The sequence below is a fragment of the Rhizobium sp. BR 315 genome, from assembly GCF_050577975.1.
Lineage (GTDB): Bacteria > Pseudomonadota > Alphaproteobacteria > Rhizobiales > Rhizobiaceae > Rhizobium > Rhizobium miluonense.
Genome location: NZ_JARWKZ010000017.1, coordinates 54380 through 73963 on the forward strand (window position 1 = coordinate 54380; position 19584 = coordinate 73963).

Sequence of the window (19584 nt, forward strand, 5' to 3'; positions counted from 1 at the left end):
TTGTCAATGACGTAACGTCTCCCTGCCCATGCCGTCAACCGCGGTGATGCCGCCCGAATCGAGCGGGAGCACCGGCTCGCGCAAAGGTTACCGGCACGCCAAATTTGGGTCGTTGCCAATATATGGTGAAAAATTAGACGCTTAGCCGAAATTTATGACAAATTTAAAAATCAGTTGACAGCCTCTATTTGGCTTGAACCGGCACTATTGGTTGGGATATACAGCCCGCCATATGAGATGTTCTTCAGGAGAATCGCGTTGAGTGAGAAGATCGATCTTAGCAATTACGTGCCCTCGGAAGACGAGGAGTTCATGAACCTAAATCAGCGAGCTTATTTTCGAGCGAAGCTGATCGCCTGGAAAAACGATATCCTTAGAGAAGCGCGCGAAACCCTGGACCATTTGGCAGAAGAAAGCGCAAACCATCCCGATCTCGCCGATCGGGCTTCCTCAGAAACAGACCGGGCCATCGAACTTCGGGCTCGCGACCGCCAGCGTAAACTTATCTCGAAAATCGACGCTGCACTGCAGCGTATCGAGGACGGCACTTACGGCTACTGTGAAGAAACCGGCGAGCCGATCGGCCTCAAGCGTCTCGACGCACGTCCGATCGCCACCTTGTCGATCGAAGCGCAGGAACGCCACGAGCGCCGCGAGAAGGTCTATCGCGACGAGTAATGGAACGGTCGATCTTGACCGGAACAAAATAAAAGGCACGGCGCTCCAAACGCCGTGCCTTTTTTGATTCGCAGGCGTTTCGGGCCGCGCTCTATTTCGGGCCGCGCTCTATTTGTCGCGGCTGACGCTCATTTCACCGAAGATGCGGGCCACTTCTTTCTGAAGGGCGCTGTCCGCTCCGGTCATCGGGGCCAGTTCGGGTTCGACGCGTTGCGCTGGGCCTGGAACTTGAGAGGGTGCGGTCACCGGCTGCTGTTGAACCTGCCGCTGCGGCGGAACGCTTGGAATAATCCGTTCCGCAGTCAAATTCTTCGACATTTCCGCTTCGAGCACGCGCTGGAAATCATTGCCGGTATCAGCGGGAGCCGGAACGGGGGCGAGCGGCGTGATGGTCGGCTCGACGGCTGCCGGTCGTATAGGCTGCGGCGGCAGGACGACATGGCGGGCTGCGTCCAAGATGTCGGCGGCTTCGGCTTCGGTGATGGCGGGTGCCGGCTGCGATGCGCGCTGTGGCGGCGGCGCGACGGGCTGAGGGGCACGTTCAACCGGCTGCGGCGCCGGCCTTGGCGGCGTTGGAGCGGCCGACTCGGCGCGCAGATAGGCTTCGATCTTTTCCTCTGTCGACTGCTGCCGTTGCGCAGGAAGCGCGACGGGCGGGCTATCGAGCTCGCCGACCTTTTGCAGCGGCTGCAGCCGGCTTTCGAATGCGACCGGAGCTTCGAGCGATGCCGCTGCTCCTGCCCGAGTGGGATCCGAGATGCCGGATTCGATGACAATATCGGTCGGGCCGCCGATCATGATGAGGTGTTCGATGCCGTCGCGCCGGACGAGCACGAGACGGCGGCGCGCATCGACGGCGGCGGCATCCAGCACCTGCAGGCGCGGCTGGCGGTTCTTGCCGCCGCGGACAAAGGGTGAAGGTGCCCGATTGCGCACAATCCAAAGAATGCCGATCAGTACGAGAAGGGCGAGGCCAACCCCGCCGGCTGCAAGGAAAAAGCGGCTGCCATAGGCTCCGGCGATGTCGTCCCACATGTCGAGATACTCCGTATTTGTCCCCGATGTCGCGGCCTATGCGCAACTACAATAAGGCAGATGCCTTGACCGTGGACTTTCTATGCGGCGATCATATGGACAGGATCAAGCCCGATACAAGATGTGATTGCAGCCTCCGTGGCTCTCTTGCTTGTGAATTCAAGCCTTTCTGGCCCCGCAAAGCTTTTTGCCTGTCATGCAAATTGGTAAAGAAGATTCGAAAGGTCCGACTCTGGCGATCCGAAACGTCTATGACATGTCGCGAGGAGAATGGCGGAGACGAGGGGTTTATGACGAAGCAGCGTCCGTCCGACGAGTATAGCGTGCCGCTGGTGGATCGCGGGGTTCGTTCCGGCACAGTGCTGCGCATCATCCTGCTTGCGCTTGTTCTCGTGGCAGCAGCAGCTGCCTTCGTCGTCTTCAAGAGCCAGCTCGACAATGAAGCCGTGCTCGGAGGCCTAGGCATTCTTGCCATGGTCGGCATCTTCTTTCTGGTCTCCTCGATCATCGGCTTCGTCGAGGTCATGCCGCAGCCCCAGTCCGATAGCCTGGCGCGCTCGTTCCTGAACAGCCATCCGGACGGGACGCTGATAACGGACGAGAAAAGCCGCATCGTCTATGCCAACGCCGCCTATGGACGGCTGACCGGCGCCAGCAAGGCGACCGAGGTGCAGTCGCTCGAGACGCTGCTCTCCCGTAACCGTGAATCAAACGAGGCTCTCTATCGTCTGGCCAATGGTTTGCGTGACGGCAAGGAGGGATCGGAGGAATTCCGGCTGCTGAAACCGCTCGGTCCTTTCAATGGAATCGGGCAGGGGGCGCATTGGTATCGATTGAAAGCGCGGGTGCTGCAGCCGGAGCAGGGCGGCAACAAGGCGCTGCACATCTGGCAGATCACGGATATCACCTCCGAGCGCGACGATCAGGAGCGCTTCTTCAAGGAATTGCAGAACGCGATCGACTATCTCGATCACGCACCGGCTGGTTTCTTCTCCGCCGGCCGCAAGGGCGAGATCTTCTATCTCAATGCGACGCTGGCGGAGTGGCTGGGCTTCGATCTGACGAAGTTCGTACCCGGTTCGATGACAATCGGCGATCTCGTCGCCGGCGAGGGGCTGGCGCTGATCCAGTCGGTTCAGGCCGAGCCTGGCTTCAAGAAGACGGTGACGCTCGATCTTGATCTTCGCCGCTCCAACGGCCAGAGCCTGCCCGTGCAGATCGTCCACAGCGTCACATCGATGCGCGACGGCGCCCCGGGCGAAAGCCGCACTATCGTCTTGACGCGGCAAAACGGCGGCGACACCGAACAATCGGCTTCGGCCGCGGCAATGCGCTTCAGTCGCTTCTTCAACAACACGCCGATGGCGATCGCTTCCGTTGACGGTACCGGCCGCATCCTGCGCACCAATGCGCCATTCCTGAAGCTGTTCTCGGATCTGGTGTCACGCGACGACATCGAGCGTGGAGCAGCGCTGGAGACCGTCGTCAACGAGAGCGACCGATCGCGGCTACACCAGGCGCTTGCCGCCGCCAAGGACCGGCAAGGCGATATCCCAGCGATCGACTCCCGCAATCCGAAAGACGAGACGCGGCATTTCCGATTCTATATCAATGCCGTTATCGACCAGACCGACGAGGCGCCGGAAGAGGCTGCGATCGTCTATGCCGTGGAGGTGACCGAGCAGAAGGCGCTCGAGACGCAGATGGCGCAGACGCAGAAGCTGAACGCTGTGGGCACGCTCGCCGGCGGCATCGCGCACGATTTCAACAACGTACTGACCGCGATCCTCTTGTCTTCCGACCATCTGCTGCTGCAGGCGCGGCCCTCCGATGCCAGCTTTGCGGATTTGATGGAAATCAAGCGCAACGCCAATCGAGCGGCCGTGCTGGTGCGGCAGCTGCTCGCCTTCTCGCGCAAGCAGACCATGCGGCCGACAGTCCTCAACCTCACCGATGTGATCGGCGATCTGCGCATGCTGGTCGACAGGCTGCTGTCGGGCACGCATGTCAAGCTGGATGTCGATTACGGCCGCGATCTCTGGCCGGTGAAGACGGATCTTTCGCAGTTCGAGCAGGTGATCATCAATCTCTGCGTCAATGCGCGCGACGCGATGCCGGGCGGTGGCATGCTGACGCTGCGAACACGCAATCTGCTTGCGGCCGACGTTAGCGCCTTCAATTATCCCTATCTGCCGCATGAGGACATGGTTCTCATCGAAGTCAGCGATACCGGCACCGGTATCGCGCCCGAAATCATGGACAAAATCTTCGAGCCTTTCTTCACGACCAAGGAAGTGGGCAAGGGCACCGGCCTCGGTCTTGCGATGGTCTATGGCATCATCAAGCAGTCCGGCGGTTACATCCAGCCGGAATCGGAAGTCGGCAAGGGAACGACTTTCCGCATCTTCTTGCCGCGCCACATCGTCGAAATGCTTGCGGTGACCGAAGCGAAAATGCCGGAAAGCCGCGATGTTGCGGCCATGGACCAAAGCGTTGCGGCGGTCGTTCCGGCAGAGGAGCCGGCCGACCTGACGGGCAAGTCCGCAGTGGTGCTGTTGGTCGAGGACGAGGAGGCGGTGCGTCGCGGCGGCAAGCGCATGCTCGAGACGCGCGGCTATACCGTCTACGAGGCCGGCTCTGGCGTCGAGGCGCTCGATATCATGGACGAGCTCGACGGGCAGGTCGATGTCGTCGTATCCGATGTCGTCATGCCTGAAATGGATGGCCCGTCGCTGCTGCGCGAGCTGCGCAAGAAATATCCCGATATGAAGTTCATCTTTGTGTCGGGTTATGCGGAGGATGCTTTTGCCCGCAACCTGCCGGCCGATGCGCAATTCGGCTTCTTGCCGAAGCCGTTTTCGCTGAAGCAGCTTGCCGTGGTCGTGCGCGAGACGCTGGACAAGAACTAGCGCATGTCGCGCAAAAGCGTGCAGCGGTTTTGCGACAACGACATGCGCAAAATCAAAGACCTAAAGCGCGAGAGGCGAATCTGAAAGATCGCGACGCGCTTTAGGTGAGGGGCGATTTTCGCCTCTCGATGTTGCCGATTGCAATGCAAAGGTGCTATCAACCGTACATGATCGACCTTGCCAAGCCCATTTGCCAAATGTGGTGGCGCTCCTTCTAGGAGCGGCAGTCGTCATGTGTTGAAATCGACCCTGCCGCCGTGATCCGGCAGGCATCGCCATTTCAGTTTCCTTCCCGATTGCGGCGGCTCCTTTTGCGGAGCAAAGAAATGTTTTCTCCTATCGATACCCGTCCCGTTATCCTGACGGGCGACCGGACCACCGGTCCTCTCCATCTTGGCCATTATGTCGGCTCCCTGAAGAGCCGCGTTGCGCTTCAGCGCAGCCATCGGCAATTTCTGCTTTTGGCCGATAACCAGGCCTTGACCGACAATGCCGGTGGTCTTGAAAAGGTCCGACGCAACGTTCTCGAGGTTGCCATCGACTATCTCGCCGTCGGCATCGACCCGGCGCTGACGACGATCTGCGTTCAATCCGCTTTGCCGGCGCTGGCGGAATTGACGCTGCTCTACCTGAACTTCGTCACGGTCAGCCGTCTGGAGCGCAATCCGACGATCAAGACGGAAATCCAGCTTCGCGGCTTCGAACGCGATGTGCCGGCTGGCTTTCTTTGCTATCCGGTCTCACAGGCGGCCGATATTACCGCTTTCAAGGCGTCGGTCGTTCCCGTCGGCGAGGATCAAACTCCCTTGATCGAGCAGACCAATGAGATCGTTCGTCGTCTCAATCGACAGATCGGGCGCGATGTTCTCGTCGAGGCTGCGGCCATGGTGCCAAAGGTGGGGCGCTTGCCCGGTGTCGACGGCAAGGCGAAGATGAGCAAATCCCAGGGCAACGCCATCCCGCTTTCGGCCTCGCCCGACGATATCAGAGATGCGGTGCGGCGCATGTATACCGATCCGGGTCACCTGCGCGTCAGTGACCCCGGCAAGGTCGAGGGAAACGTCGTCTTCACCTATCTGGATGCCTTTTGCGATGATCGACAATTGGTCGATGATATGAAGGCGCATTATCGTCGCGGCGGGCTCGGCGATGTCACTCTGAAGAGGCATCTTGAAGACATCCTTCAGGCACTGCTCGCTCCGATCCGCGAGCGCCGTGCGCGCTACGCTGCCGAGCCGGACTATGTCATGGGGATCGTACGCGAGGGTACGAGAAAGGCGAGAGAGACGACTGAGGCGACGCTTGTGGAACTGCGATCTGCACTGGGCCTGTTTACCTTGGCCTGAGCTACCCCCTGGAAAGGGGAATTACCCCTTCCCGGAATCGCAAAAGAAAACGGCCTGCCGTTTCGGTGAAACGACAGGCCGCGCGATAGCGTGATAGCTCTGATTATTCCGCCAGAGCGACGGCGATTTCGGCGGCCAGGCGCGCATTGTTTTCAACGAGCGCAATGTTGGTCTTGAGGCTGCGGCCTTCGGTGATGTCGAAGATGGTGCTGAGCAGATAGGGCGTAACAGCCTTGCCGGAGACTTCGTCGCGCTCGGCGCTGTCGATGGCCCGCTCGATATAGATTTCCATTTCCTCGCGCGGGATTTCGTCGGCTTCAGGAACAGGATTGGCGATCAGCATGCCGCCATCGATGCCGAGCTGTTCGCGCGTCATCTGGAAGTTGGCGATAGCGGCCGGGCTATTCAGCGTCAGCGGGCTCGCCAGACCGGAAGAGCGCGACCAGAAGGCCGGGAATTCGGTGCTGTCGTAAGTCACGACCGGAACGCCGCGGGTTTCCAGCACTTCGAGCGTCTTCGGAATATCGAGGATCGCCTTGGCGCCGGCGCAGACGACGATGACGCCGGTGCGGGACAGCTCTTCAAGATCGGCAGAAATATCGAAGCTCTCTTCTGCGCCGCGATGCACGCCGCCGATGCCGCCGGTGGCGAAGACCTTGATGCCAGCGCGGGCTGCGGCGATCATGGTGGCGGCGACGGTGGTTGCGCCGGTGCGGCGCTCGGCGATCGCAAAAGCGAGGTCAGCGCGCGAAACTTTCATTGCACCCTCCGTCTTGGCAAGGGCTTCCAGCTCTTCCGGCTCAAGACCGATATGCAGGGTGCCGTGAATGACGGCGATGGTCGCCGGCACCGCGCCTTCCTGCCGGATGATCGCCTCGACGCTGCGAGCCATCTCGATATTGCCTGGGTAGGGCATGCCATGGGTGATGATGGTCGATTCCAGGGCGACAAGCGGCGCGCCGCGCAGCTTGGCGGCGGCAACTTCCTTCGAATAGGAGATCGGAAGCAGTGGCGAGATAGGCTGAGTCATTGTCGTTTCCAATTCACTGAAACAATTTAGGCGTTTTGAAGAGGCTTCATGACAGAATTTCGGCCTTGGGAACAAGGGCCAAGGTCGTCTTTAGCAGCTCGGGGGAGAGATTTTCTGCAGTCGCAAAGGGCGACTGCACAGTGATCGCCGCGGCGGCTGCGCCATGGCGGACGGCTTCGCCGAGATCGTGGCCGGCAAGCAGGGCCGAGAGTACGCCCGAAGCAAGTGAATCGCCCGCTCCGGTGACATCGGCGACATTATCGACGATGGGCGGCTGCAGGCTGATCACTGCGTCATGGGAGAAAGCGACCAGCGCGCGCTTGCCGCGGGTGATTACCCCATTGCGCAGGCCGAGGGCACGCAACGCTTCCACCCATTCGCGCGGGTCTTCCGGGCGGTTTTCGGTCAGTGCGGCTGCCTCCGCCTCGTTGAGGAACAGATAGTCGATGCCCGGGAGGCTTGGCTTCAAACGCACGACCTTTGCCGGTGAGATTGCGATGGCGGCGACGGGCTTGCCGCAGAGGAAGGCTTTTGTCGCAATCGTCGCCAAAGTCTCGGCCGGCAGATTGGCGTCGCAGAGAACGAGGTCGGCCTCGTCAAAAGCTTCGCGAACGGCGCGAATCGCCAGACGGCGTGGGCTGAACAGCTTGTAGAGTTCCATATCCGCAAGGGCGATGACCAGGTTACCGTCATGTTCGAGGATCGCGGTGTAGCTCGGCGTTTTGCGGTCGAGGAAAACAAAAGGCCTGTCATCGATGCCGGCATGGCTGGCAGCCTCCGCGACCATCTCGCCCGAGGGGTCGCCGCCGCGCGGCGAGATCATCCGGACTTCGAAGCCGAGGCGGGCGAGATTGCGGGCCGCATTGAAGCCGCCGCCGCCGGGTTCTTCGAACCAGGCTCCCGGATTGCTGGCGCCCGGCGCCGTCTCGCCGAAGATGCGGCCGCGCCGATCGACATGAGCGCCGCCGAGAACGAGAATCTTCTTCGCCATATGGTTTTCCTCAGCAATCAAAAAAAGCGAATCGAGCCGCCAGTCGACATGATGGAACCTATGGTTCCGGATATGTAAGTATCTGGTAAGAAAGGAGAAAACAAAAGTAGAACGAAATTCATTTTACCTTTTTCTTTCAATCGCTTGTTGTGCTCTTGCGATAAGAGAACAAATAGAGTACAGAATTCTCATCAGCGGCGACATTGCTAGAGCGGCTTCAATAACCTAAAGGTGGATCGAATGTCTCAGAATTCTTTGCGGCTTGTAGAGGACAAATCGGTGGATAAAAGCAAGGCACTTGAAGCGGCACTCTCTCAAATTGAGCGGTCGTTCGGCAAGGGCTCGATCATGAAGCTCGGTTCTAACGAGAACGTGGTCGAAATCGAAACGGTTTCCACGGGTTCTCTGAGCCTCGATATCGCCCTCGGCATTGGCGGCTTGCCGAAGGGACGCATCATCGAAATCTACGGGCCGGAAAGCTCGGGTAAGACGACGCTGGCTCTGCAGACCATTGCAGAGGCCCAGAAGAAGGGCGGCATCTGCGCCTTCGTGGACGCGGAACATGCGCTCGATCCGGTCTATGCCCGCAAGCTGGGCGTCGATTTGCAGAACCTGTTGATCTCGCAGCCGGATACCGGCGAGCAGGCGCTTGAAATCACCGATACGCTCGTGCGCTCCGGTGCCATCGACGTTCTCGTCGTCGACTCCGTTGCGGCATTGACGCCGCGAGCCGAAATCGAGGGCGAGATGGGCGACAGCCTGCCGGGCCTGCAGGCTCGTTTGATGAGCCAGGCGTTGCGCAAGCTTACGGCTTCGATCTCGAAGTCCAAAACCATGGTGATCTTCATCAACCAGATCCGCATGAAGATCGGCGTCATGTTCGGTTCGCCGGAAACGACGACCGGCGGTAATGCGCTGAAGTTCTATGCCTCGGTTCGCCTCGATATCCGCCGCATCGGCGCGGTCAAGGAGCGCGAAGAAGTGATCGGCAACCAGACTCGCGTCAAGGTCGTCAAAAACAAGATGGCACCTCCCTTCAAGCAGGTCGAGTTCGACATCATGTATGGCGAAGGCGTTTCTAAGACGGGCGAGCTGGTCGATCTCGGCGTCAAGGCCGGCATCGTCGAAAAGTCCGGTGCCTGGTTCTCCTATAACAGCCAGCGCCTCGGCCAGGGCCGCGAGAATGCGAAGATCTTCCTGCGCGACAATCCGGATCTCGCCCGCGAGATCGAATTGTCGCTGCGCCAGAATGCCGGTCTGATCGCCGACCGCTTCCTGCAGAATGGCGGTCCGGATGCCGATGATGGTGATGATGCGAGCGAGTAACGATTTCCGGGAGCAATTTCCGGCTTGATACGAGACTAAAAGCTGAAACCGGCCGCATTGTCCAAGGGATGTGCGGCCGGTTTTGTTCGTGCGGCTGGACAGCGCCCGGAGCGAACGATAAAAGCCACTGACTTTGACGCAAGTTGTTGACGGCAGTACTGAAGGGCCCCCTATGAGCGGTGTGAATGAAATCCGGTCGACCTTCCTCGACTATTTTAAGAAAAACGGTCACGAGATCGTGCCGTCGAGCCCGCTCGTACCGCGCAACGATCCGACATTGATGTTCACCAATGCCGGCATGGTGCAGTTCAAGAACGTGTTTACCGGCCTGGAGCCGCGTCCCTATACGACGGCCTCGACGGCGCAGAAATGCGTACGCGCCGGCGGCAAGCACAACGACCTCGATAATGTCGGCTACACCGCGCGCCACCACACCTTCTTCGAGATGCTCGGCAATTTCTCCTTCGGCGACTATTTCAAGGAGCGTGCGATCGAGCTTGCCTGGAACCTGATCACCAAGGAATTCGGCCTCGATGCCAAGCGCCTGCTGGTCACGGTCTACCACACCGACGACGACGCCTATAATCTGTGGAAGAAGATCGCCGGCCTTTCCGACGACAAGATCATCCGCATCGCCACCAGCGACAATTTCTGGGCGATGGGCGATACCGGCCCCTGCGGCCCCTGTTCCGAGATCTTCTATGACCATGGCGATCACATTTGGGGCGGCCCTCCGGGCTCTCCCGAGGAAGACGGCGACCGCTTCATCGAGATCTGGAACCTCGTGTTCATGCAGTTCGAGCAGGTTACCAAGGAACAGCGCATCGACCTGCCGCGCCCGTCGATCGATACCGGTATGGGGCTCGAGCGCGTTGCCGCCGTTCTGCAGGGCAAGCATGACAACTACGATATCGACCTGTTCCGCGCGCTGATCGAGGCCTCGGAAGAGGCAACCGGCGTAAAGGCCGAGGGTGAGCATCGCGCCAGCCATCGCGTGATCGCCGACCATCTGCGCTCCTCCGCCTTCCTGGTTGCTGACGGCGTGCTGCCGTCGAACGAAGGCCGTGGCTATGTTCTGCGCCGTATCATGCGCCGCGCCATGCGCCATGCGCAGCTGCTCGGTGCCAAGGAGCCGCTGATCTGGAAGCTGCTGCCGACGCTGGTTCAGCAGATGGGCCGTGCCTATCCCGAGCTGGTGCGTGCCGAAGCGCTCACATCCGAGACGCTGAAGCTCGAAGAGACCCGTTTCCGCAAGACGCTGGAACGCGGCCTGTCGCTGCTCAACGACGCGACCTCGACGCTGCACAAGGGCGACAGCCTGGATGGCGAGACCGCCTTCAAGCTTTACGACACCTACGGCTTCCCGCTCGACCTGACGCAGGACGCGCTTCGCGCTCGCGGCATCGGCGTCGATATCTCCAGTTTCACGGATGCCATGGAGCGCCAGAAGGCCGAAGCGCGCTCGCATTGGGCCGGCTCCGGCGACAAGGCGACGGAGACCATCTGGTTCGAGCTCAAGGAAAAGTTCGGCGCGACCGAATTCCTGGGCTACGACACGGAAACGGCCGAAGGCGTCATCCAGGCGATCGTCAAGGATGGTGTCGCCGTCGATAGCGCCTCCGCGGGTGACAAGGTGCAAATCGTCGTCAACCAGACGCCGTTCTACGGCGAATCCGGTGGTCAGATGGGCGATACCGGCATGATTACGAGCGACCACGGCAAGCTCGCCGTCGGTGACACCCAGAAGAAGGGCGAAGGCCTTTTCATTCACAGCTCGGAAGTCTCCGAAGGCAAGATCAAGGTCGGCGACGCCGTCGTCCTGACGGTCGATCACAACAGGCGCTCGCGCCTGCGCGCCAATCACTCTGCCACCCATCTGCTGCACGAGGCTCTTCGTGAAGTGCTGGGAACGCATGTGGCGCAGAAGGGTTCGCTGGTCGCGCCTGAGCGCCTGCGCTTCGACGTTTCCCATCCGAAGCCGATGTCAGCTGAGGAGCTGAAGGTCGTCGAGGATATGGCCAACGAGATCGTTCTGCAGAATTCGCCAGTTACGACCCGCCTGATGAGCGTCGACGATGCGATCGCGGAAGGCGCGATGGCGCTGTTCGGCGAGAAGTATGGCGATGAAGTCCGCGTGGTGTCGATGGGGCAGGGTGTTCGCGGCGCCAAGGCCGGTAAAGCCTATTCCGTCGAGCTTTGCGGTGGCACGCATGTGTCTGCCACGGGCCAGATCGGTCTCGTACGCATTCTCGGCGAGAGCGCCGTCGGTGCTGGTGTGCGCCGCATCGAAGCTGTGACCGGCGAATCCGCACGCGACTATCTCTCCGAGCAGGATGAACGCGTGAAGAACCTCGCCTCAACGCTGAAGGTTCAGCCGGCGGAAGTCGTTTCGCGCGTCGAAGCCCTGATGGACGAGCGCCGCAAGCTGGAGCGCGAATTGGCCGATGCCAAGCGCAAGCTGGCCATGGGCGGCGGCCAGGGCGGCTCCGCCGACGCGGTGCGCGACGTCAATGGTGTCAAGTTCCTTGGCAAGGCGATCTCTGGCGTCGATCCGAAGGATCTGAAGGGTCTGGCGGATGAGGCCAAGGCAGGTCTCGGCTCGGGCGTGGTCGCGCTGATCGGCGTCTCGGAAGACGGCAAGGCCAGCGCCGTCGTTGCCGTCACCGAGGACCTGATCGGCCGTGCGAGCGCCGTCGATCTCGTCCGTATCGCCTCGGCCGCTCTCGGTGGCAAGGGCGGCGGCGGCCGTCCCGATATGGCTCAGGCCGGCGGCCCGGATGGCGCCAAGGCCGACGAAGCGATCGAGGCGATTGCCGCGGCACTCGCCGGCTAACAACATACAATTTATGGTGATGGTAAAGGTGGCGGATGCTTCGGCATTCGCCACTTTTATTTGCGCGCCCAACTCCGCAGGATTTGTCAAATCGGGTTATGGTCTTGTCGGGCCGATCGATTTGCAAGAGGTTTGACATGAATGGTGGAACGGCGTGGACGCTTTACGAGACCCGGTTGCGGCGGGTTTCGGCCTATATCCACGAGCATCTGGATGACGAGCTCGATATGGAAAAGCTCGCCGAGATCGCCTGCATGTCCAGCTATCACTGGCATAGGATCTATCGGGCAATTTATGGCGAGACGGCGGCGGCCACGGTCAAGCGGCTGCGGCTGCATCGTGCCGCCGGCGATCTCGTCAACACCCGTCTATCCGTCAGCGACATTGCAAAGCGGTCGGGCTATCCTAACCTCCAGTCGTTCAACCGCATCTTCAGATCCGTCTACGGCATGCCGCCGGCGCGATATCGGAATGAGGGAAGCCACACGATCTTCGAACCCAGCACCCAAGGAAGGATTACTGTCTTGTTCGACGTTACGCTTCGCACCATCTCCCCGATGTCACTCGTCGGTGTCGCCCATCGCGGCTCCTACATGCAGATCGGCCAGGCTTTTGAGACACTTTTCGGCACTATTTTTGCCCGTGGCCTTGCCGGGCCGGACATGCGCATGATCGGCATCTATCTCGACGATCCCGATGTCGTCAAAGTGGATAAGCTGCGCTCCTATGCCTGCGTCACGGCAGGAGAGACCGTCGTCGCCGATGCTCCGTTGGAGCGGCGCTCGCTCGAGGGCGGCGAATATGCCGTGCTGCGCCACAAGGGGCCATACGCAAACATGCACAAGGCCTATCAATGGCTATATGCGCAATGGCTGCCAGCCTCCGGGCGACAGCTGCGCGATACCGTCATGTTCGAGGAATATATCAACAATCCGCGCGACGTGCCGCCGACGGAGCTTCTGACCGATATCTATATGCCGCTGCAATAGCGGCATATAGTACTGTCGGTTGAAGTTCTTTCTTCAGTGCCTTGTTTTCTCAGGCGTTTGTCTGCTTCGGCATGGCAGCGTTGTCGATTTCGTTGCCGCGGCGATAGGCGTCGCGGTCGCTGACCCGGCTCCAATAATCGATGAAAGCCTGGCGTTTCTCGATGGTGCCGAAGTTGAGGCCCCAGCCGACATGCGAGCCGACATAGACGTCGGCGGCCGTAAAGCGGTCGCCGGCGATGAACGGCGAGGCGCTGACGGCCTGTTCCAGAGCGTCGAAGATATGGTCGAGGCTGCCGCATCCGGCCATGCGCAGGCGTTCCGCGGGAATTTCGAAGCCCAGGGCGCGGTTGGTCACTGCCATCTCCATCGGGCCGGCAGCGAAGAACATCCAGCGGAAGTAGCGGCCTCGCTCGGCTGCTGTCGGCGCAAGGCCCGCCTGCGGGAACGTCTCTGCCAGATAGGCGCAAATGGCCGCGCCTTCGGTGACGACGGTATCGCCATGCTTGATCGCCGGTACCTTACCCATGGGGTTTATCGACAGGTATTCGGGCGCTTTCATAGTCGTGCCGTAGTCGAGATATTCGGTGCGGTAGGGCTGGCCGATCTCCTCGAGCATCCAGCGTGCTACGCGTCCGCGTGACATCGGGTTGGTATAGAAAACGAGTTCTTCAGCCATCTGTCTCTCCCTTTTTGTCGGGCGCATTGTTGCCACCGGTCGGCTGCGGCGGCAAGCTTCCGGGCAAAAGAAAACCCGGCACAGAGGCCGGGTTCTCAAAGGGTCCATTGTCGGCGAGGCTTAGGCAGCCATGGCCTTCTGGAGATTTTCGTCGATCTTGTCGAGGAAGGCAGTGGTCGAGAGCCACGGCTGATCCGGGCCGATGAGCAGCGCCAGATCCTTGGTCATGAAGCCGGCTTCGACGGTATCGACGCAGACTTTTTCGAGCGTGGAAGCGAACTTGGCGAGCTCGGCATTGTCGTCGAGCTTGGCGCGATGGGCGAGACCACGGGTCCAGGCGAAGATCGAGGCGATCGAGTTCGTCGAGGTTTCCTGGCCCTTCTGGTGCTGGCGGTAATGGCGGGTCACCGTGCCGTGGGCGGCTTCGGCTTCGACCGTCTTACCGTCTGGCGTGAGCAGAACCGAGGTCATCAGGCCGAGCGAGCCGAAGCCCTGAGCAACCGTGTCGGACTGGACGTCGCCGTCGTAGTTCTTGCAGGCCCAAACATAACCGCCGGACCACTTCAGTGCGGAGGCGACCATGTCGTCGATGAGGCGATGTTCATAGGTGATGCCGACTTCGTCGAACTGAGCCTTGAACTCGTTCTGATAGACTTCTTCGAAGATGTCCTTGAAGCGGCCGTCATAGGCCTTGAGGATGGTGTTCTTGGTCGACAGGTAGACCGGCCACTTGCGCATCAGGCCGTACATCATCGAAGCGCGGGCGAATTCGCGGATCGACTCGTCGAGGTTGTACATGGCCATTGCAACGCCGGCGCCGGGGGCGTCGAAAACGTCCTTTTCAATGACCGTGCCGTCTTCGCCGACGAACTTGATGGTCAGCTTGCCCTTGCCGGGGAACTTGAAGTCGGTGGCGCGGTACTGGTCGCCGAAGGCATGACGGCCAACGACGATCGGCTTGGTCCAGCCGGGAACGAGGCGCGGTACGTTCTTGCAGATGATCGGCTCGCGGAAGATGACGCCGCCGAGGATGTTGCGGATCGTGCCGTTCGGGCTCTTCCACATCTGCTTCAGGTTGAATTCCTTGACGCGATCTTCATCCGGCGTGATCGTCGCGCACTTGATGCCGACGCCGTGCTTCTTGATGGCGTTGGCGGCGTCAACGGTCACCTGGTCGTTGGTCGCATCGCGGTTTTCGACGGAAAGGTCATAATAGTCGATATCGATATCGAGGTAGGGGTAGATCAGTTTGTCTTTGATAAACTGCCAGATGATGCGAGTCATTTCATCGCCATCGAGATCGGCAACGGGGTTAGCGACCTTGATCTTCTTCATACTTCTGCCTCGTTTAAGCTGATGGGACCGGATTGTCCTGTGGGTAAAGTGAAGTCTCGAGCGCTATAACACCGCAAGCCCGGAACGCAAAGCCGATAGAGCCTCCCGCATCGCGTTTTTGATCATTCGTGACACCTGTCGCTTTTTGGGATCGGCCCATTGCCAAAGTGGTCGATGCGTCTAATGTCGCCCATGTTTTGCTGATCGCAACGGAATCATATCATGCAGAAATTTGCCGCATCCGCGCTTGCCTTCACGCTCTTCCAGTTTTCGCTCGGTGCGCATATGGCGCTGGCCGCCGATGCGACGACGCCGGTCAAGGTGATCATGGACGCAACCGTCTCGAACTGGGCGGGCGGCGACAGCGATTGGCAGGATATTTTCGGCGACGACAAGCTCAAGGATGTCTACAGCAAGGATTTCGTCGCCAAATACCAGGCGGCAGCGCAGTTTCCCGCAGCGGACGAGGATGGGATTTCTCCGTTCGACTATGACGTCATTGTCAATGCGCAGGATGCCTGTCCGCTGGAGGATGTGAAGATCACCGCCCAGCCGCCCAAGAACAATGCCACGGAGGTGCTGGCGACCTTCAAGAAGTCCACCTGCATGGGCTCCGATGCCGACTATCAGAAGGTGACGACGGTGCGCTTCGAGGTCATCGAAGAGGGTGGCAGACCAGTCGTCGACGATATCGTCACGAACGACGACAACGGCAATCCGAGCTCGCTGAAGAGCGTGATGCAGGATCTCGTCAAGCAACAGCAGCAACAGCCTGCCGATCAGAAACAGCAATCCACGGACCAGCAACAGCCGGCCAAGCCGTAACAATCGGGCACGCTTCATCCCGCCATCGTGCGTAAAAACCTTGCCGATTGCGGCCTGTCTCGCTATTGCGACCCCGGAGCCGGATGATTTCAGGTCGAACAGACCTGAAATCATCCGGCTCCGGAATCAGGAAAATAGAGCATGATGTCGTGCGAAAACCGCTAGCACTTTTCGGCATCATGCTCGAATTGGCGCGACTGGGCTCGCGCGCGGAGATTTAGGCATCATGGCAGGCACGAATAGCGAGCGTCAACTTCTGGCCGAGGGGCCGGCCGTCATTCTGGTCGAGCCGCAGATGGGTGAGAATATCGGCATGGTAGCTCGCGCCATGGCGAATTTCGGGCTTGTCGAGCTGCGTCTCGTCAATCCGCGTGATGGCTGGCCGAACGAGAGGGCGCAGGCGACGGCCTCAAAGGCGGATCACATTATCGAGGCGACGAAGGTCTACGAGACGCTGGAGCAGGCGATAGCAGACCTCAATTTCGTCTATGCGACAACAGCGCGCGAGCGTGATGGTTATAAGCCGGTGCGTTCGCCTGTCGTTGCCGCCGAGACGCTTCGCGCAAAGTTCAAGGCGGGCGAGGGCACCGGCATTCTCTTCGGGCGCGAGCGCTGGGGACTGACGAACGAGGAAGTGGCTTTGGCCGACGAGATCGTCACCTTTCCGGTCAATCCCGCTTTCGCGTCTTTGAACATCGCCCAGGCCGTGCTGCTGATGTCCTATGAGTGGATGAAGTCGGGCATGGAAGATCTGGGTGCCGTGCCTTTCCAGGCAATCGAGCAGAGGCCTTCGACAAAGGATCAGCTTTTCGGCCTTTTCGACCAGTTGGAGGAGGCGCTGGATGCGCGCAATTATTTCCATCCTGCCGGGAAAAAGCCGAAAATGGTCGACAATCTCCGGGCCGTCCTCTCGCGCCGGGCGTTCACCGAACAGGAAATCAGCGTCCTTCGCGGGGTGATCTCGTCCCTCGATCGATTCACGCGGAAGTCTCCGCGCGGCAGCGGCTCGCATCCCCGGCCCAGCAAGACGTCCTCCAAAGCGCCCAAGGAAACCACCAGCGATGACAGCAGCGGCGAATGAGCTGAAACCGGTCCTTGTCTTCGATTCAGGGATCGGCGGTTTGACTGTTCTGCGGGAAGCGAGGGTGCTGATGCCGGAACGCGGTTTCATCTATGTCGCCGACGATGCCGGCTTTCCTTATGGCGGCTGGGAAGAGCCAGCGCTGAAGGAACGCATCGTCGATCTCTTCGCAAAGCTGCTTGCGCAATATGATCCGGAAGTCTGCATCATCGCCTGCAATACGGCCTTCACGCTTGTCGGGGCTGATTTGCGCGCGGCTTTCCCACAGATGACCTTCATAGGCACGGTGCCGGCGATCAAGCCGGCTGCGGAGCGGACGCGCTCAGGCCTGGTTTCGGTGCTGGCGACGCCGGGCACCGTCAAGCGTGCTTACACGCGCGACCTGATCCAGTCTTTCGCCACCCAATGCCACGTCCGGCTTGTCGGCTCGGAAAACCTGGCCCGGCTGGCAGAGAGTTATATTCGCGGCGATGCGATTGCCGACGATGCTGTCATGACGGAGATCGACCAATGCTTTGTTGAGATGGATGGCCGCAAGACCGATATCGTCGTGCTCGCCTGCACGCATTATCCTTTCATGTCCAATATCTTCCGCAGGCTCGCGCCGTGGCCGGTCGACTGGCTGGATCCCGCAGAAGCGATCGCAAGGCGCGCACGCAGCCTGGTGCCGCAGGCAGCCGATGCGGTTCATCCCGACAATTTCGACTTTGCAGTGTTCACCTCCGGTGCGCCGGATTTCCCCACCCGCCGGCTGATGCAGGGCTTTGGGCTCAAGGCTTGATGATGACTGATAAGATTTCGCTGCGTAAACTCGATTTCGCGGACATGTCGGCTGCAGCCGCTGTTCATCGCGCTTCCTTCAATGAGCGGCTGCCGACGCTTGCCGGACTTCACACCCCGGAAGAGGATGTCGGATTCTGGAGTGCTGTCGTCTATAGGGATTGCCAGATCTGGGGCGCGGAAGAGGGCGGTCGCCTCGTCGGCGTCATTGCCTTTCTCGATGATTGGATCGACCAGCTTTACGTTCTGCCCGAGGCGCAGGGGCGCGGCATCGGCAGTCGCCTGCTCGATGTCGCCAAGTCGGCCTATCCAGTGCTCTCGCTCTGGACATTCCAGAGAAATGAACCGGCTCGCCGCTTTTACTTGAAACACGGCTTCTTCGCGGTTGACGAGTCGGACGGGGCAGGCAATGAGGAAAAGGAGCCGGATGTGCTTTACAAATGGGAAGCACGCTTGCACCGGATGTAATGCGGGATCTGACCGAGCGGCGGGATATTGGGAGGTCGATAGTTGATGTCTTTTGAGAGTGCCGAGGTCAGCCATGCGTTTGCGTGAGTGCCACAACTTCCATGATTTTCGCCTCCTTGCGAAAAAGCGTCTTCCGGGTCCGATCTTCAACTATATCGACGGCGCAGCCGACGATGAGGTGACGCTGCGGCGAAACACGTCGAGCTTCGAAAGCTGCGATCTCGTTCCCAACGTCCTGCGTGGTGTCAGCGAGATCGACATGTCTGTCACCGTCATGGGACAAAAGCTCGCAACGCCCTTTTATTGCTCGCCGACTGCGCTGCAGCGGCTGTTCCATCACCAGGGGGAGAATGCGGTCGCTGCCGCAGCGGCTTCGCTCGGCACGATGTTCGGTGTCTCCTCGCTCGGCACCGTCAGCCTCGAGGAAATCCGCAAGAAGTATTCAGGACCGCAGGTCTACCAGTTCTACTTCCATAAGGACCGCGGGCTGAACCGGGCGATGATGGAGCGGGCGAAGGAAGCCGGCGTCAACGTGATGATGCTGACCGTCGACAGCATCACCGGCGGTAATCGCGAGCGCGATCTTCGCACAGGGTTTTCTATTCCGTTCAAGCTCAATCTGGCCGGCGTCACCCAGTTCGCCATCAAGCCCGCCTGGGCGCTGAACTATCTCACGCACGAGAAATTCCGTCTGCCTCAGCTCGATGAGCATGTGGATATGAGCGGCGGCGCCATGTCGATTGGCAAGTATTTCACCGAGATGCTCGATCCGTCGATGAACTGGAACGACGTCGCCGAAATGGTGAAGCACTGGAACGGGCAGTTCTGCTTGAAAGGCATCATGTCGGTTGAGGACGCCAAGCGTGCGGTCGACATCGGATGCACTGGCATTGTTTTGTCGAACCATGGCGGCCGGCAATTGGACGGCTCGCGTTCCGCATTCGATCAACTGGCCGAGATCGTCGACGCCGTCGGCCACCGCATCGATGTCATGATGGATGGCGGCATTCAGCGCGGCACGCATGTACTGAAGGCGCTGTCGCTCGGCGCCAAGGCGGTTGGTCTCGGCCGCTTCTACCTCTATCCGCTGGCCGCTGCCGGTCAGGCGGGCGTAGAGCGCGCGCTACGGCATCTGCGCACCGAGGTCGAACGCGACATGAAGCTTATGGGCTGCACCTCGGTCAGCGAGCTATCGCGGGCAAACTTGCGGTTCCGCTGACATCACAATCGCCTGTGGGTTTTTTCAATCCGCGGGCGCGAAGCTTGGAAATCTTTGCTAGAC

Annotated in this window: 16 protein-coding genes; 11 read left to right on the forward strand and 5 right to left on the reverse strand. The window is 60.0% G+C overall.

From position 1 onward, the window contains the following. The first annotated feature begins 258 nt into the window (after positions 1-258). Positions 259-678, forward strand: coding sequence for an RNA polymerase-binding protein DksA (gene dksA / locus QD409_RS17875; RefSeq protein WP_004109001.1), 420 nt, complete (start codon positions 259-261; stop codon positions 676-678). A 108-nt stretch (positions 679-786) separates the two neighbouring features. On the opposite strand, the gene QD409_RS17880 is transcribed toward dksA, so the two are convergent. Then, the gene (locus QD409_RS17880; protein WP_092854001.1) at positions 787-1713 is read right to left on the reverse strand and encodes a flagellar biosynthetic protein FliO; all 927 of its coding nucleotides are present in this window, start codon (positions 1711-1713) and stop codon (positions 787-789) included. Positions 1714-2003: 290 nt separating this feature from the next. Here QD409_RS17880 and cckA point away from each other — a divergent pair, with 290 nt between their 5' ends. Together cckA and trpS are read left to right on the forward strand one after the other, a co-directional pair. Beyond that, entirely contained in the window at positions 2004-4622 is a 2619-nt protein-coding gene (cckA, locus tag QD409_RS17885) for a cell cycle histidine kinase CckA (RefSeq protein ID WP_092854000.1), read from the forward strand. Between the two features lie 326 nt (positions 4623-4948). After that, the gene (gene trpS / locus QD409_RS17890) at positions 4949-5968 is read left to right on the forward strand and encodes a tryptophan--tRNA ligase (protein ID WP_092853999.1); all 1020 of its coding nucleotides are present in this window, start codon (positions 4949-4951) and stop codon (positions 5966-5968) included. 103 nt (positions 5969-6071) lie between these two features. Here trpS and QD409_RS17895 read toward each other — a convergent pair whose 3' ends face one another. Both QD409_RS17895 and QD409_RS17900 read right to left on the reverse strand, forming a co-directional pair. Then, positions 6072-6998 (reverse strand): pseudouridine-5'-phosphate glycosidase, encoded by a 927-nt coding sequence (locus QD409_RS17895; protein WP_092853998.1) that lies wholly within the window; start codon positions 6996-6998, stop codon positions 6072-6074. A 46-nt stretch (positions 6999-7044) separates the two neighbouring features. Beyond that, positions 7045-7989: a carbohydrate kinase family protein gene (locus QD409_RS17900; protein ID WP_092853997.1), complete on the reverse strand. Its 945-nt coding sequence runs from the start codon at positions 7987-7989 to the stop codon at positions 7045-7047. Positions 7990-8229: 240 nt separating this feature from the next. On the opposite strand from QD409_RS17900, the gene recA reads away from it, so the two are divergent. The 3 genes from recA to QD409_RS17915 all read left to right on the forward strand — a co-directional run bounded on the left by recA (position 8230) and on the right by QD409_RS17915 (position 13137). Further along, positions 8230-9315, forward strand: coding sequence for a recombinase RecA (gene recA / locus QD409_RS17905; RefSeq protein WP_092853996.1), 1086 nt, complete (start codon positions 8230-8232; stop codon positions 9313-9315). Between the two features lie 172 nt (positions 9316-9487). Continuing rightward, positions 9488-12148, forward strand: coding sequence for an alanine--tRNA ligase (alaS, locus tag QD409_RS17910; RefSeq protein WP_092853995.1), 2661 nt, complete (start codon positions 9488-9490; stop codon positions 12146-12148). Between the two features lie 137 nt (positions 12149-12285). Next, positions 12286-13137, forward strand: coding sequence for an AraC family transcriptional regulator (locus QD409_RS17915; RefSeq protein WP_430763257.1), 852 nt, complete (start codon positions 12286-12288; stop codon positions 13135-13137). 49 nt (positions 13138-13186) lie between these two features. On the opposite strand, the gene QD409_RS17920 is transcribed toward QD409_RS17915, so the two are convergent. Then, positions 13187-13813: a glutathione S-transferase family protein gene (locus QD409_RS17920; RefSeq protein WP_092853993.1), complete on the reverse strand. Its 627-nt coding sequence runs from the start codon at positions 13811-13813 to the stop codon at positions 13187-13189. Between the two features lie 120 nt (positions 13814-13933). Beyond that, on the reverse strand, positions 13934-15148 hold the full coding sequence (locus tag QD409_RS17925; RefSeq protein ID WP_092853992.1) for an NADP-dependent isocitrate dehydrogenase: 1215 nt from the start codon (positions 15146-15148) through the stop codon (positions 13934-13936). Between the two features lie 222 nt (positions 15149-15370). Between QD409_RS17925 and QD409_RS17930 the strand changes: the two genes are divergently transcribed. The 5 genes from QD409_RS17930 (at position 15371) to QD409_RS17950 (ending at position 19521) form a co-directional block, all read left to right on the forward strand. Continuing rightward, positions 15371-15973, forward strand: coding sequence for a hypothetical protein (locus QD409_RS17930; protein ID WP_208858702.1), 603 nt, complete (start codon positions 15371-15373; stop codon positions 15971-15973). Between the two features lie 226 nt (positions 15974-16199). Beyond that, on the forward strand, positions 16200-17054 hold the full coding sequence (locus QD409_RS17935) for an RNA methyltransferase (RefSeq protein ID WP_092853991.1): 855 nt from the start codon (positions 16200-16202) through the stop codon (positions 17052-17054). Next, positions 17035-17835, forward strand: coding sequence for a glutamate racemase (gene murI / locus QD409_RS17940; protein ID WP_430763258.1), 801 nt, complete (start codon positions 17035-17037; stop codon positions 17833-17835). Before QD409_RS17935 ends, murI begins: the two co-directional genes overlap by 20 nt. A 2-nt stretch (positions 17836-17837) precedes the next feature. Further along, entirely contained in the window at positions 17838-18302 is a 465-nt protein-coding gene (locus QD409_RS17945) for a GNAT family N-acetyltransferase (protein WP_430763259.1), read from the forward strand. Between the two features lie 73 nt (positions 18303-18375). Continuing rightward, entirely contained in the window at positions 18376-19521 is a 1146-nt protein-coding gene (locus QD409_RS17950) for an alpha-hydroxy acid oxidase (protein WP_430763260.1), read from the forward strand. Positions 19522-19584: the final 63 nt, after the last annotated feature.